General features: G+C 39.0%; 14 protein-coding genes. 10 read left to right on the top strand and 4 right to left on the bottom strand.

Annotation, left to right across the window (positions count from 1 at the left end; genetic code table 11):
• Positions 1–7 precede the first annotated feature (7 nt).
• Positions 8–781, bottom strand: a complete 774-nt coding sequence (gene agaR, locus G322_RS0100565; protein ID WP_028866321.1) for a transcriptional repressor AgaR — start codon at positions 779–781, stop codon at positions 8–10.
• A 423-nt stretch (positions 782–1204) separates the two neighbouring features.
• Between agaR and G322_RS0100560 the strand changes: the two genes are divergently transcribed.
• Positions 1205–2767 (top strand): sulfatase family protein, encoded by a 1563-nt coding sequence (locus G322_RS0100560; protein ID WP_022939862.1) that lies wholly within the window; start codon positions 1205–1207, stop codon positions 2765–2767.
• Between the two features lie 66 nt (positions 2768–2833).
• Positions 2834–3562, top strand: coding sequence for an oligogalacturonate-specific porin KdgM family protein (locus G322_RS0100555; protein WP_022939861.1), 729 nt, complete (start codon positions 2834–2836; stop codon positions 3560–3562).
• A gap of 100 nt (positions 3563–3662) precedes the next feature.
• Here the strand turns inward: G322_RS0100555 and G322_RS0100550 are convergent, their stop codons facing one another.
• A complete protein-coding gene (locus G322_RS0100550; RefSeq protein WP_022939860.1) occupies positions 3663–4283 on the bottom strand; it encodes a histidine phosphatase family protein in 621 nt (206 codons plus the stop codon).
• A 429-nt stretch (positions 4284–4712) separates the two neighbouring features.
• Here G322_RS0100550 and G322_RS23170 point away from each other — a divergent pair, with 429 nt between their 5' ends.
• The 7 genes from G322_RS23170 (at position 4713) to menE (ending at position 10633) form a co-directional block, all read left to right on the top strand.
• Entirely contained in the window at positions 4713–4865 is a 153-nt protein-coding gene (locus G322_RS23170; protein ID WP_156873888.1) for a hypothetical protein, read from the top strand.
• Positions 4831–5142, top strand: a complete 312-nt coding sequence (locus G322_RS0100545) for a hypothetical protein (RefSeq protein WP_169337453.1) — start codon at positions 4831–4833, stop codon at positions 5140–5142. Before G322_RS23170 ends, G322_RS0100545 begins: the two co-directional genes overlap by 35 nt.
• A 263-nt stretch (positions 5143–5405) precedes the next feature.
• The gene (locus G322_RS0100540) at positions 5406–5768 is read left to right on the top strand and encodes a diacylglycerol kinase (RefSeq protein ID WP_022939858.1); all 363 of its coding nucleotides are present in this window, start codon (positions 5406–5408) and stop codon (positions 5766–5768) included.
• A 19-nt stretch (positions 5769–5787) separates the two neighbouring features.
• On the top strand, positions 5788–7188 hold the full coding sequence (gene dnaB / locus G322_RS0100535; protein WP_022939857.1) for a replicative DNA helicase: 1401 nt from the start codon (positions 5788–5790) through the stop codon (positions 7186–7188).
• Complete coding sequence (gene alr / locus G322_RS0100530) at positions 7181–8266, top strand: alanine racemase (protein WP_022939856.1); 1086 nt, start codon at positions 7181–7183, stop codon at positions 8264–8266. The genes dnaB and alr overlap by 8 nt, the downstream gene beginning before the upstream one ends.
• A complete protein-coding gene (gene menC / locus G322_RS0100525) occupies positions 8256–9272 on the top strand; it encodes an o-succinylbenzoate synthase (RefSeq protein WP_022939855.1) in 1017 nt (338 codons plus the stop codon). Before alr ends, menC begins: the two co-directional genes overlap by 11 nt.
• On the top strand, positions 9254–10633 hold the full coding sequence (gene menE, locus G322_RS0100520) for an o-succinylbenzoate--CoA ligase (RefSeq protein WP_022939854.1): 1380 nt from the start codon (positions 9254–9256) through the stop codon (positions 10631–10633). Before menC ends, menE begins: the two co-directional genes overlap by 19 nt.
• Here menE and G322_RS0100515 read toward each other — a convergent pair.
• Positions 10595–12865, bottom strand: coding sequence for a sensor domain-containing diguanylate cyclase (locus G322_RS0100515; protein WP_022939853.1), 2271 nt, complete (start codon positions 12863–12865; stop codon positions 10595–10597). The genes menE and G322_RS0100515 overlap by 39 nt on opposite strands.
• A gap of 130 nt (positions 12866–12995) precedes the next feature.
• Between G322_RS0100515 and lpxL the strand changes: the two genes are divergently transcribed.
• Positions 12996–13916, top strand: coding sequence for an LpxL/LpxP family Kdo(2)-lipid IV(A) lauroyl/palmitoleoyl acyltransferase (gene lpxL, locus G322_RS0100510; RefSeq protein WP_022939852.1), 921 nt, complete (start codon positions 12996–12998; stop codon positions 13914–13916).
• Between the two features lie 47 nt (positions 13917–13963).
• Here lpxL and G322_RS0100505 read toward each other — a convergent pair whose 3' ends face one another.
• Positions 13964–14662: a transposase gene (locus G322_RS0100505; protein ID WP_022939851.1), complete on the bottom strand. Its 699-nt coding sequence runs from the start codon at positions 14660–14662 to the stop codon at positions 13964–13966.
• Between the last annotated feature and the right edge of the window lie 85 nt (positions 14663–14747).

The raw sequence follows: 14747 nt of genomic DNA, 5'->3' as shown, positions 1-14747 counted from the left end.
TAGTGAATCAGCTCTTTTCTACAATAATAACTTCAACTTTCATATCCCGAAGACTTTGTAAGTATTCTTCTGGAATATTAGCGTCAGTGACTAAGATATCAATATTCCCGAACTCTCTAATCATATAGCAACTACGACGACCAAATTTGGTTGAATCAGTTACTGCAATAACTTGTTCAGAAACCTCACACATTAGCCTATTAAGGCTTGCTTCCTGTTCATTATGCGTGGTGATACCTGCTCGCAAATCAAAACCATCTACACCTAAAAAGACTTTATCGAAACGATAATTTTTTAGGCTGGCTTCAGCTTGTGAGCCGGAAAAAGAGAGAGCATTCTTACGAAGTACTCCGCCTGACATCAACACATCTACACCCGGTGCTGATACCAACTCCATTGCGACATCTAGACCACTGGTCATTACCACTACATTTTCTAAGTTTTTCAAACTAGAAGCTATTTCTCGCGTGGTTGTGCCAGAATCAAGAATAACTGTGTCACCATTACTAATCAGTTTAGCTGCTGCCTGTGCAATAAAAGATTTAACACCTACATTCTGTCGGCGCTTCTCTTGAACACTCAGTTCAGCGATCACTCCTGAATTTGGAATTGCAGCGCCATGAGAACGAATCACATAACCGTTCTTTTCCAGAAAACTCAGGTCACTGCGAATAGTGACACTCGATACATTAAATTTTTTGGCTAGGTCCTCAACACGCGCTTTACCATTCTGGTTAACGATGTTAACGATTTCCATACGCCTTTCTATAGCACTTTTCACTTCGTTTCCTTACAAACTCAATGAAACTGCTTTCGTTTAATTTCGAATACAGCTTACACTTAAAATTAAAAGTAGCAACACGTAATTCTGAAACCTAGATCGCTTTCACAACCTTTCGATACATGTGCCATGACTTACGCAAACTTACACGTAAGTTTACATTATATCCTGTACAGCTCATTTTAGCCAATATGAAACAAAAAACATTTTCATTCCTTTCGAAAAGGATATGGATCACAAAATAGCTTTCATATTGTTTTACTGGGTGGTTTTGTGATCTATTTAACAGCCAACAAACTTTCAGTGGCTTACGATACGAAAGAATTCGGAAGTTAAAAATGTACCTCACTTGGGGTAAGTAGACATTCAAAAAATCATATTACTTTCATTTGACTTCCAATAGTTTCATTTATGGAGTTTTACATGTCAATAACACGTCGAGATATACTAAAAGGAATGGCAGCAGGCAGTGCCTTTGCAGCGGCTTCTTTAACCACAGGTTGCGCAACAGCCATTTTGCCGGGCAAAGCCTCTGAAAATGAAGCAGTACCATCAAAAAAACCGAACCTGTTAATTATTTTTCCTGACGAGATGCGTACTCACACATTAGGTTTTATGAATGAAGACCCATCTTTGACACCAAACCTTAATAAATTTGCAGCGCAGAGTGTGGTACTAAAACAAGCCGTTTCTAACTTTCCACTGTGTACGCCTTTCCGCGGTATGTTAATGACGGGTCAATACCCTTACCGTAACGGTATTCAGGGTAATAGCCACACCGCGACAGCAGGACAATTCGCTGGTAAAGACTTTGGTATAGAGCTGAAGAAAAATACCACGACCTGGTCTGATATCCTAAAAGAACAAGGGTATAGCATGGGCTACATTGGAAAATGGCATCTTGATACCCCTGAAGTTCCTTTTGTACCGAGTTACAATAATCCAATGGAAGGACGCTTTTGGAATGACTGGACAGCGCCTGACCGCCGTCATGGTTTTGACTTCTGGCATGCATATGGCACCTATGATTTACACTTAAAACCTATTTACTGGACAAATGAAACCCCACGAGACAAACCTTTACAGATTGATCGTTGGAGCCCTGAGCATGAAGCCGATGTAGCGATTGACTATTTACGTAATACAGATGGTAAATTTAGAGACAGCGAGAAGCCTTTCTCATTAGTGATTTCAATGAATCCTCCTCACTCACCCTATGATCAGGTACCACAGAAATACTTGGACCGTTTTGAAGGGGAAACCTCTAAAAGCCTGAATACCCGCCCTAATGTACAGTGGGATAAAGAGTATCAAGAGGGTTATGGGCCAGAATACTTTAAAGAGTATATGGCAATGGTTAATGGCGTTGATGAGCAGTTTGGGCGCATTATTGACGAGCTTGATCGTTTAAATTTAAGCGAAGATACACTGGTTGTTTTCTTCTCAGATCACGGCTGTAGTATGGGTTCAAATGGTAAACCGACAAAAAACAATCATTATGAAGAATCAATGCGAATCCCAATGATATTTCGTTGGCCTGGAACATTATCAGCTAAACATGATGACATCCTTTTCTCCGCGCCAGATATATACCCAACTATGTTTGGTTTAATGGGTATGGCTGATTTAATTCCAGATACCGTTGAAGGTAAAAACTTCGCACGTACAGTTCAAGGGTTAAGTGGCGATAAAGCGCCTACATCACAGCTATATACCTTTATGCCTTACGGAGCACAGTCATACGGACGCCGTGGTATTCGCAGCGAACAGTATACCCTGATGATTGACCGAAAAATAGGCAAGCCATTGACTTATGTTTTACATGACAATCAAGCAGATCCCTATCAGATGAAAAATATCGCAGATCAAAATGAGGCATTAATAAGCAAACTCATAGAACAAGAGTTATTACCATGGCTTGAGCACACTGGTGATCCATGGCGTCCTACCGAAGTTCCTAAGCATGTCTTAAATGCTTACACCTAATAATTTTTATTCGTTAATTATCCATCAAAGAATGGCAATTTAAATAATAAGTTAATAAGGGTTACTATGAAGACTATCACTAAGGCAGTTATCTCTTCAGCACTGCTTTTCACCACAGGTTACGCTGTAGCAAATGACTACAAGACAACCATTGAATATCGTCATGAATATCGAGATGGCAACAAAAAACATTCAGATCGAGTAAAAGCATTTATTGATACTGGTAATAATATTGGCTTTGAGCTTGATGCGCGTTATAACAATGACGGTGAAAATGAGATGTTTAATGACATGAGCATGAACGGTTCAGAGCTTTCTATTTTCTATTACGACAAACTTGGTGAAAATGCAGTTGGCCTGCTAGGTGCTTCTCTCGATTTTAATCCAAATGGTTTAGTTTACGTTCCTTATGCTCGTTTAAACTATTCGTTTGACAATGGGTTTCGGGTACAGGGCCGATACAAGTGGAAGTTATGGGATTACAGCCAGGATGGGACTGATGGAGAATCTTACCATTCAAAAATTCAACAACTAGATGGCTGGTTTGGGTACAAAACAGGAAACTGGGACTTTGAGTATTCATTCGAATATTGGAAAGAAATGGAAGATAATGCCCAAGCTCAATTTGACAACGACGCAACAAATTACTTACATAATGTGCGCTTTATGTATTCAATCAACACTAAAAGTGGTGCATTGTGGCGTCCATTCTTAGAGCTTGGTGACGTCAGCGTTAATAACTTCACTGATGATCGCCAGTTACGTGCCCGTGTAGGTATCAAATACACTTGGTAAAATGAAGTAACATTAAAAAGCCCATTATGAATTTATCATAATGGGCTTTTTTTATAGCTACCAGCACATTAATGATAACGAGCTGGAATTACTTTACAATTTAAGCTCTACTCACCGCTAATTTGCTTTCACCGTAAAAGTGCGATTTTATTTCATGGACATCGCCCTTCTGTCCTAATTTCACCTGCCAAATCTCACCATTATGTGCAATATCGTGCGGATACTCAGGCAAGATATTAAGTAGAATAGATTTGATCATACGTAGCGTCACCGCATGGGTAATAATGAGTATATGCTCATGTTTCTCTTCAAACATGTTATCAAAGAAAGGCTGTAAGCGATTGGCAATCATCTCATATGACTCCCCTTCTCCTTCAGGCACCCACTTCCAACGTAAACTTCTATCATGGCAATACTCTGGTTCATCATCAAGTTGTGCATAAGTTTTTCCTGCATACTTGCCAAGATCTTGCTCAATTACACGTGCATCAGTATCTGCTGTTAATTTAAATAATGTTTCAAAAGGTGCGGCAGTTTGTTTAGCACGTATAAGAGGCGAACTAATAATATGATCTATCGGGTGAAACTGCAGTACCTCTTGTGCTATCTGAGCAGCATCCAGCTTGCCTTTTTCTGTTAGAGGAAAGTCTAATTGTGAAGCTAAAATATTAGAGAGGTTTGCCTCACTTTCAGCGTGACGCATAAAATAAAGAGTAGTCATCGAATAACCTTATAAATCAATATTAAAATCAAAGTGTGAATACAAAACATTCAAAAAGAGCATTAGAAACTAACACCCTTTAACTAAAAATTATACAGGAGGAGGCTCTAAAAATCATTATCCTCAGCCACACTAAGGCAACTTTCTTATTATAACTATATAGCCGACACTCCGCACCACACCAGTTCCGATTAATTGATTAACGCAACCTTCATCACTCTTAAATTAAGGATATTTTTATGAACAAGCCAAATAAAATTTTATCAGCGATAATGCTTATCAAGTGTCGCGATGGTTACTAATATTACAATGGCAAGTCCAACAGAAAATGTTACAGAAAGTGGAGTCGTCGTAACCAACAAAAACTTTATTCATGCTGACTCTATAAAGCTTATTTAAAAGAGTGAGATCAAAGCCAAGGCCAAGTTAATGTTATTAGACCATCAAGGGATTTTGCGAATACAGATAATCCGCATGAACAGTGACACTCTGTACACACGTTTGATTCTGGATGTAAAAGGTGGCGCAACCATTACCAGTAAAGATTATGATGGTTTTCAAAATATTATGGTATTTAGATGAGAATCACAGTGAAATCAAAACTATGATGGGAGCTGGCACCCTTAATATTGATGAAACAATGTTATCTGTGAGTCACCATCTCAGAACAGGCATGTTACGCAATCTTCCTAACAAAGAGAGGTTTGAAAAAGCACAAGACAATATCGCCATCACTTACCAATCATCAGAGCCTTATAATCCCTCTGTTAACTCTGATTTCACAACACTTGATAAAAATGAAACTTTTGCTTGGGCTGATAATTGGACAGAAAAAATGGGCAAAGCATTCATGAAATAGCCATATCAACTATGACTCAACGCCCGTTTTCTTGCAGGTTAAACTAAAAGCAGATAACGAGATCCCCCTCAAATAATATGTATACCCATGATATTTCAAGATGATACTTTAAGATGCAAACTCAGCAACGCATATTGAGGTAACATGGGTATAGTATATGAAATATCAACAACATGGTTATCGGAAAACGCCAAATTAGCCGTGATCTTCAAGAGACCTTTTGCTAAAGTAAGCCCCTAACTCATTATGCAATAGGTCTCACGGTGGAGCAAAAAAACACAGGGTTGAAACGTATTTTCCTTGCAACAGGTTACTCCTTACAAGGGCTTAAAAGTGCTTTTCAACATGAAGCTGCTTTTCGCCAAGAACTCTTGCTAGCGGCGATTTTAATTCCGCTTGCTTATTATATTGATGTCTCCCAAGTTGAACGTATCTTATTGATTGCACCTATTTTCTTAGTGATCATTATAGAAATAATCAACTCTGCAATTGAAGCGATCGTTGATAGAATAGGCACAGAAAAACATGTGCTTTCAGGCAGAGCAAAAGACATGGGCTCGGCAGCGGTATTAATCGCGCTACTATTAACAGCCTATATTTGGATTGAGATCCTCTTTTTAACCTAATCAAAACTCAGGATTTAACATGGCAGACAAAGCCCCTTACTTTCCAAAAAGTAAAAATAAAACCGTTTCAGAGATAAAAACAGTCCCGCATTCTTTTGAGGCGGAACAGGCGATTATTGGCGGTTTATTACTTAAAAATGACGCGTGGAACGATGTAGCAGAGCGCGTTGTAGAGCGTGATTTTTATCATCGCGCCCATCGTACTATTTTTGCCACCATTGAAAGCTTAAGTGGTGAAGATGTCCCCGTTGATTTAGTCACCCTTTCTGAACACCTTGAAAACAATCAAGAATTGGAAGGTGTCGGTGGTATCGCTTATTTAGCGGAGTTATTACAAAATACCCCAAGTGCCGCTAATATCAATAACTATTCTGATATCGTCCGCGAACGCGCCATTGTGCGCGAGTTAATTGGTGTTGCCAACGAGATAGCGGAAGCAGGTTACGAAACAGAGGGACGCGACAGTGCAGAACTACTTGATTTTGCAGAGACAAAAGTATTCCAAATAGCAGAAGCGCGAAGCAATAAAAGTGAAGGACCACAACCTCTTAAAGATATATTAAAAGCAACCGTGGCACGTATTGATGATCTTTGTAAAAATCCGCGCGATGGTATTACTGGGTTATCATCGGGGTATAACGATTTGGATCAGATGACCACGGGTTTCCAACCCGGTGACTTGATTATTATTGCAGCGCGCCCATCGATGGGTAAAACCACGTTTGCGATGAACATTGCTGAACATGCTGCATTAAATGCCGATAAACCCACCATTATTTTTTCATTAGAGATGCCTGCGGATCAAATTATGAATCGTATGCTAGCCTCACTAGGACGTATCGATCAAAGTAAAATAAGGACAGGTGCGCTTGATGAAAACGATTGGGCATCACTGTCATCAACCATGTCTATTCTGCTTAACCAAGGTAATATGTTTATTGATGATAGTTCAGGCTTGACGCCAACAGAGCTTCGCTCACGCGCACGTCGTATTGCACGTGACCATGGCGGGGTAAGTCTGATCATGATCGATTACCTGCAACTGATGCGTGTTCCTTCACTCACTGAAAACCGAACTTTAGAAATTTCAGAGATTTCACGCTCTTTAAAAGCACTCGCCAAAGAATTACGTTGTCCTGTTATTGCCCTTTCTCAGTTAAACCGTGGCCTTGAGCAACGTGCTGATAAACGTCCCATTAACTCTGACCTACGTGAATCAGGTGCGATAGAGCAGGATGCTGATTTAATTATGTTTATCTATCGTGATGAAGTTTATAACGACGAAAGTAACGATAAAGGCATTGCTGAGATTATCATTGGCAAACAACGTAACGGCCCGATTGGTAAAATACGCTTAACATTCCAAGGGAAATATTCACGCTTCGATGATTATACAGGAGCTGCCTATCAAGATGAATAGCAGTAGCATTACACATGCAGTCATTAACTTAAGCGCCTTGCGGCATAACCAAAAGGTGTTGCAAAAAAAAGCACCTAACAGCCAAATTTTAGCAGTGGTAAAAGCCAACGCTTATGGTCATGGCATGGTGAAAATTGCGCAAGCACTAAAAGGGATTCATGCACTCGGTGTCGCACGTCTTAATGAAGCGTTGTTACTGCGAGATAAAGGCATAACGACACCGATCGTTCTACTTGAAGGTTTTTTTCATGCCAATGATATTAATACCTTGCAACAATATAACCTGCAAACCGTTATCCATTCACAACAGCAACTTGAAGCACTCATAGAGGCTAAATTAGATAAACCGCTACAGGTATGGTTAAAGCTTGATACCGGTATGCACCGTTTAGGTTTTCATGGCGAGCAGTTTGACTGTGCTTATCAAAGGTTAAAGCAATCAAAAAACGTCATACAACCGATTCATCTCATCACCCATTTTCATTGTGCTGATGAGTTAGATAACAACATAACCAGTAAGCAACTTGCCTTTTTCACAGAGCACATAAAAACAGACAGTGGCTTAAATTCATTAGCCAACTCTGCTGCTACACTTGCTTGGCCAGCAACCCATGCAGATGTTATTCGTCCCGGCATTGCCCTGTATGGCATCTCTCCTTTTGCAGATAAGCGCGCGGATGACTTTAATTTACAGCCAGTCATGACCCTAAAATCACAACTGATTGCAGTACGCACACATCAAGCGGGTGAGAGTGTCGGTTACGGTGCAAATTGGACGTCAAAAAAAGAGACCATTTTAGGTGTGGTTGCCGTGGGTTATGGCGATGGTTATCCACGTATGGCGCCAGAGGGTACGCCTGTTTTGGTAAATGGCCGTCTTGTCCCAATCGTGGGTCGTATTTCAATGGATATGTTAACCGTTGATCTAGGGAGTGATTGTCACGATCAAGTGGGTGATGATGTCACGCTATGGGGTGATGGCTTACCTGCCACGCAAGTTGCAAACCATATTGGTACTATCGCTTACGAGTTGGTCAGCAAACTTACCTCGCGTGTTGCTCTGCAATATGTGCCATAAAATAACCGACTTACCGTTAGTACAAGCAAAACTGTTTATCTATCAACAGTCTTTCAAAATTGCGATGCAATTCAAAACAGTAAAATTAAGCTGTCGCGAGGGGTTAATTTTGCAACTTATTGATAAAGCAGGAGAGAGCTACTTTGCAGAGATAGCACCACTGCCCGGCTTTAGTAAAGAAACACTCACAAACGTGACAGTAGAGATGCGGAAATTACTCGCAAGTGATCATCTGACCAAGCACCAACTCATGAAGTATCGTAGCCCCTATCAGAGCATACAATTTGCGTTAGACTCTCTTTTTACCACCACTTCAAAGAGTTCAAAGCAGCAGGTAAATATTGATAATGTGCCACTACTTCAAGCTGATAACGATTTAATTTCTCAGCAATATCAGTCACTCAATAAACCGAATCTTATAAAATTAAAAGTAGCCAGAGACTCGCTTGAGGCAGACATTTTAAACTTCCAACAACTCTGTCAGTTAAACCCAAACATTAAAATCCGCTGTGATGCCAATCAAAATTGGACTAAACAACAAGCAGCACAATTTTTTAGCGCGATTAATGTGAAGCAACTTGATTATATCGAAGAGCCAACATCGAGCCATCACAGCAATCTGCAACTTGCAGAGCAGTACCAGTTTCAATTAGGCTTAGATGAAACATTACAACAGGCCAATTTCAATTATCTACACCATCACAGTATTAAAGCATTGATCATTAAACCCAGCCTGATTGGCAGTAGAGAAAAAACAGACAAACTAGTCTCCTTTGCACAAAAACACCGTTTACAGGTTAGTTTCAGCTCTTCATTTGAATCTGCATTAGGCTTGCAACAAATAAAAAATCTCGCGGCGCACTATCACTCTCAATATAAAAACCAACTTACCATCTCATTAGGCATTGATACCCTAAAATACTTCACAGGCACACACTTAATGAATATGAAACAGCTGCAACAAGATTGCTTACAACTGGAGTGTTTATGCAGTTTGAATTATTAGATCAATGCCCTGTTGCGTGGCAAGCGAAGTTAAATCCAAGCTTGATAGCGATAGAAACAGAGAGCCAGAAAATTACTTTTGCAGAATTACATGGTTATATTAGCCATCTAAGTACACAGCTTATTAAATTAAATATGAAGACGGGAGACAGATTAGTCTCCATTAGTAGCAACAACTTACCAGCGGTTTTATTACAGCTAACTTGTTTGCGTCATGGTTTTGTTTTTTGCCCTCTTAATCCTAAATTTAGTCCAACAGAGTTAGAGCAACGTTTAAAGCGATTAAATAGCCCTTTTATCTATCAAGAAAATAGCTCCTCTCACTTAGCGTTAAGTTTTTCTCATGCAACAACCGTATTAGCCAACAAACAAATATTTAAGATAGACCCATTTGCCATTATCAGTATTATTTTTACATCAGGAAGTAGTGGCCTCCCTAAAGCGGTAATGCACCATTTTAGCAACCATTATTACAGCGCATTAGGGTCACAGACAGTAATACCTTTAGATCAAGGCGATAAAAACTTACTGTCATTACCCCTCTTTCATATTAGTGGTTATGCCACCGTGATACGCACTTTATTGGCGGGGGCAACACTCAAAATATCGAATAATAAAGTGAATATTCAGGGATTAAAAAAGGACAAAATAACCCACCTTTCATTAGTGAATGCACAACTACAAATGCTCTTACAAGAGCAAGCATTTCAACAAGTAAACCTCTCTATTAAACACCTTTTATTAGGCGGTAGCGCTTTCTCTGAAAAACTATTACAGACCACTAAAAAACGAGGATTTACCTACCACCTCAGTTATGGCTCAACCGAGATGGCTTCACAAATAGCAACATCAACCAATAGCAACGATCTGAAACTACTGCCTTATCGGTTATTAAAAATAGTAGCGGGAGAGATTCACCTCTCTGGAGAGACACGTTTTACAGGGTATTTTACAGGTGACATTAACAATAGCCTGATTGATAAAAACAGCTACTTTGCTAGCGCTGATCTGGGTAAATTAAAACAGAAAACTGTAAAAATAATGGGGAGAAAAGATAGGCTATTTATCTCGGGAGGCGAAAATATTCAACCCGAAGAGATTGAAAAAGTACTACTTGGCTATGCAGAGGTACAACAAGCCGTTGTATTGCCAATAGATGATGCTATTTATGGACAACGCCCGATTGCTTTTATCCGTTGGAAAGAGGCCGAACAAGTACGACAGCTGCAAGCGTTTATAGGAGACAAACTTGTTTCCTATAAACAACCATGCCATTACTTTATTTTACCCGAATCACAGGGAATAAAACCTAACCTAAAAGATTTAACGAGTATTGCGCTTAAGTTGTTGTTCGTAAACTAGCTTTTCGCATTGCTCTAATAACAACGCTAAACTGTTATGCGTTTTCGGAGAAAACTGCACAATGCCAGTATCAATTAACAGCTTCAACTCATTTTTCGGTTGTAAATTATATTTTTGAATGTTCAATTCAAGGCGTACAAAATGACCACTGTCAACCACCTTATAATCACTGTCATTAAGCAACACAACAAATTCATCACCGCCAATACGTGCAATTAAATCAGTATCACGAAATGTTTCTATCAAAATATCAGCAAAATCTTTTAATAGTTTATCACCCGCTTTTTCTCCAAACTGATAGTTTAATTTACGCATCCCATGAATATCAAAATGTAACGCGAAAAAGGGCTTTTTAGTACGCAGTGCAAGCCTAAAGTAATTCTCTCCACTGCTCATCAAACCACGTAAATTCAACAAATTAGTTAATTCATCAGAAACAATCAGCTCATGGGTTCTATCTTGTAAATTTTTGGTTTGGCTAATATCCGTGCTAATTTCAATAATGCCACTTAACCGCCCCTTATTGTCATAAAGAGGTTCAAAATTAAGAGAAAGCGTTCTCACTTCCCCCTGCTGACTATATTTTATTGTTTCAATCTGTTTGCTCATACTGCTATCTTGGGTCTTTTTTAGCGGACAAACCTCAGGGTTACACTGCATACAGGTAAACAGCTTTTCACAGCTTGAAGCAATCAATTTTTGCTCTTTAAAACCACTCATCTCTTCAAAAGCATGGTTCACCAGTTTTACCTGTTTATCCACACCAAAAATTCTGATACCCACCGCAAGGCTATTCATCAACTGTTTCTGCAATGCAAGTGCTTCAGCAAGTTGTAGTTCGGTTGCTACCGTCGCAGTCTCATCGATAATAAAACCTAATACCCCTTCAACCTCTTTATTTTCTTTTTTTACAAGATACAGCGAGGTTTCAATATTTATAGTGCCAACTTCATCAATCACACACTCTTTTATCGATTTACTACCACCAAAATCGGCCAATTCTGTAGCAGAAATTTGTAACACTTCAGGTTCATTTTTAAACGCCTTATCTCCATCAGAAAAAAGGGTATCAGGAGCAAGTAAAAAATGTTTAAAAAAGGCGCTATTAGCACATTGATAACGATTACTACTATCTTTGCAGAAAACAGGAAAGGGTAAAGCATCAATGATATTTTTATGAAAAGTAAGACTGGCGCGGCTACGTTCATTTTGACGATAGAGATAATAACTAAGCAATAAAAATAGGGCGATGATTAACAACAATAAAATCGTACGATTATTTTTCTTGATCGTCGCGCTTATTTTGGGTGTATAAGTAAAGAGGTGGCCAACAACATCACCATTGAGATTATTCAGCGGTAAGAAATTCACAAAACCATCCTGCCCTTTCAGCTCATTGGGCAGTGAAAAAGCCTCTGTTTTTAACAATGCGACTTTATGTTCACGACTAAAACTGGCTTTTAAACGTAAAAATTCTTGTTCAGAAAGGTACATATTATGTTTTTTGTAATGACGCTCTCTTTTTAATACATAATAGTTATCTGACAGTGTTGCCTCCTCATACAATTTCCATTTATTACGGATATCTAATAATTGCCTTTTAGAAAACATAAATTGGCTAGTCGCACCATGCTCCGAAAACAGAAAACGTTGCACATTGACCAATGGCAAACCAACCTCTGCCACTGCGATTAATGTATGGCGATCATCAAAAATAGGAAAAAAGAAACGATATAGATAAATACCATCCTGTAACGCTAATCCATAATAGGAGGTACGATCGCTGATCACTTTTTGCAACCCTACGTTATAAAGCAGTTCCTTATCAAAACGTTGGTAGGGAGAGTCCAAACGCAATAATGGGTGACCATCAACAAGGTATATCTGTTGTTTTGGGAAGTATTGACGGCTTCTCTGAAACTTAAAGTGTAATGCTTGATATAACTGATCTTTAATGGTGCTTAACGTTTTATCATCTTGGGTTTGACTGGCTTGCAGCAATAATTCAATGATAGGTGCATGATTAAACTGTAACTCAAACAGTAAAATAGCCGCTTTTTTATTTTGATTCATGACCGTGCGATAAGAATTTTTTATCTCTTTCTGAATCTCTTTGGCTTGTGCTTTGCTACCCTGACTATCAACAATAAAATAAGCTAAACTGATAAATAAAAGCACACCCAATGAAGCAAAAAACAACTCAAAAGAGTAACTACGTTTAGTATGTAACATCTAAAACCTATCAAGAATCGAAAAATAAATACCTATTGTAATTAAAATTCCCAAAATAATCCGAGACAAAATAGGCATTTATTACAATATTCGGTAGAATTATTTTATCACTCTAATTTAAGGATAGTTTATGGATTCATATAAACTTAAAGTCGCTTTCTGTCACCCCAAATACTGGTTAGCTTGGTTAGGAATTTTTACACTTTTTATTAGCTCTTTTTTACCCTATAGCGCGTTGCTATTTTTAGGGAGAAAACTTGGACTTGGCGCTTCTTTTTTTGCCAAAGCACGCGGCAATATCGCTCGCCGTAATCTTCAACTCTGCTTTCCTGAACTATCAACACAGGAGATAGAAAAAAAGGTACGTTTAAATTTTGAAAATAGTGGTATTGCACTACTTGAAATGGGCATGGCGTGGTTTTGGCCAAGCTGGAGAGTACGCGGTTTACTCAAAGTACGCGGTGTTGAACATGTAGAAAAAGCCATTATTAACGGCCAAGGCATCATCTTTTTAGGCGCACACTTCCTCACGCTTGAGATGGGCGCACGCGCAGTCGGACTCACCAAACCTTGTAATGCAGTGTACCGAAAGCACAGTAATGCAGTATTGGACTACTGGTTTTACCGGGGTCGCATGCGCGAACATAAAGCGATGCTTGACCGTGCAAACTTCAAAGGTATGTTACGTGCACTAAAAAATGCGGATGCACTTTGGTATGCCCCCGACCATGACTATGGAAAACATAAAAGCAGTGTTTTTGCACCTTTTTTTGCGGTGGAAAATGCCAATACTGTTGCAGGGACAAGTACCCTTGCCCGGGTGAAAAACAGCTGTGTTATTCCTGTTTTTTTAAAACGCCTGCCTGACACACAAGGTTATGAGTTAGTGTTTTATCCTGCACTTGAAAACTTTCCAAGCAAAGATATTAGCGCAGATACCGCGGTCACCAATCAACAAATTGAAAAGATGGTGATGGAGTGTGACGATCAATATATGTGGATGCATAAACGCTTTAAAACTCGTCCCGAAGGAGAGCCTTCATTTTATTAAAGCACCAAAAATAAAGTCGGGTCAGATCAAACTTAACTTCCATCTATTTAAGTTTGATCTGACCCGACTTTAGGGCGTCCAATTTTTTCGTGATGAAGTTTTCTTCCCGTTAATGCTTCAACCACCTCTTTAAAAGGCTCACTACCAATGGCAAGGTTACTATTCAGGTTGCAACGAATATCATCAATTAACTGTTCAGTTAATGGTTGCTGAAATAATTCTTGATATGCAAATTGCCTTTCTCGCACATTATCACCCAAAAGCAAATAAAGAGGGTGAGGCTTACAAAGATCTGACAGTTTACCTAATGCGTTGATTTGAAAGCTAGACCAGTGGTACTGCTCTGGAAAATCAACCATCTTAGCGCGTACAGGATTAAGCTCAATATACCGATACACTTGTAAAAGATAGCTATCCGCCTCTATTAAACATGATTTAAAGCGACCTTCCCACAGTGTGCCTGTTCTTTGATATTTATTATTAAAATAACGTACATACTGTCTCCCAAGTGCTTGCATCATATTACTAATGCCATTTTCTTGTTGAGGCGTACACAAAAGGTGAACATGATTAGTCATAAAGACCCAAGCATGAATTTCCACTGAGAATTGCACAGAGTACTCTTTTAACCAATTCGTATAAGTAGTAAAATCGAGATGATCAACAAAACAAGCATGATGATTATTACCTCGTTGAATAATATGTTGAGGCATTCCTACAGGGCAAACTCTTACTAGTCGAGACATAACAACTACTCCAACAATAAGCCTCATATAAGCGTAGTTGAAATATTTAAAGTCGGGTCAGATCAAACTTAAGTTCCTCCTATTT

This window comes from Psychromonas hadalis ATCC BAA-638 (genome assembly GCF_000420245.1).
In the GTDB taxonomy this organism is placed as follows: Bacteria; Pseudomonadota; Gammaproteobacteria; order Enterobacterales; family Psychromonadaceae; genus Psychromonas; species Psychromonas hadalis.
This window is presented reverse-complemented; position numbering and strand designations above follow the sequence as displayed.

Bases quoted from the DNA above. Each gene is read 5' to 3' on its own strand.
- G322_RS0100560 (WP_022939862.1), top strand. From the start codon at position 1,205: ATGTCAATAACACGTCGAGATATACTAAAAGGAATGGCAGCAGGCAGT.
- G322_RS0100555 (WP_022939861.1), top strand. From the start codon at position 2,834: ATGAAGACTATCACTAAGGCAGTTATCTCTTCAGCACTGCTTTTCACC.
- G322_RS0100550 (WP_022939860.1), bottom strand. From the start codon at position 4,283: ATGACTACTCTTTATTTTATGCGTCACGCTGAAAGTGAGGCAAACCTC.
- G322_RS23170 (WP_156873888.1), top strand. From the start codon at position 4,713: ATGTTATTAGACCATCAAGGGATTTTGCGAATACAGATAATCCGCATG.
- G322_RS0100545 (WP_169337453.1), top strand. From the start codon at position 4,831: ATGATGGTTTTCAAAATATTATGGTATTTAGATGAGAATCACAGTGAA.
- dnaB (WP_022939857.1), top strand. From the start codon at position 5,788: ATGGCAGACAAAGCCCCTTACTTTCCAAAAAGTAAAAATAAAACCGTT.
- alr (WP_022939856.1), top strand. From the start codon at position 7,181: ATGAATAGCAGTAGCATTACACATGCAGTCATTAACTTAAGCGCCTTG.
- menC (WP_022939855.1), top strand. From the start codon at position 8,256: ATGTGCCATAAAATAACCGACTTACCGTTAGTACAAGCAAAACTGTTT.
- menE (WP_022939854.1), top strand. From the start codon at position 9,254: ATGCAGTTTGAATTATTAGATCAATGCCCTGTTGCGTGGCAAGCGAAG.
- G322_RS0100515 (WP_022939853.1), bottom strand. From the start codon at position 12,865: ATGTTACATACTAAACGTAGTTACTCTTTTGAGTTGTTTTTTGCTTCA.
- lpxL (WP_022939852.1), top strand. From the start codon at position 12,996: ATGGATTCATATAAACTTAAAGTCGCTTTCTGTCACCCCAAATACTGG.
- G322_RS0100505 (WP_022939851.1), bottom strand. From the start codon at position 14,662: ATGTCTCGACTAGTAAGAGTTTGCCCTGTAGGAATGCCTCAACATATT.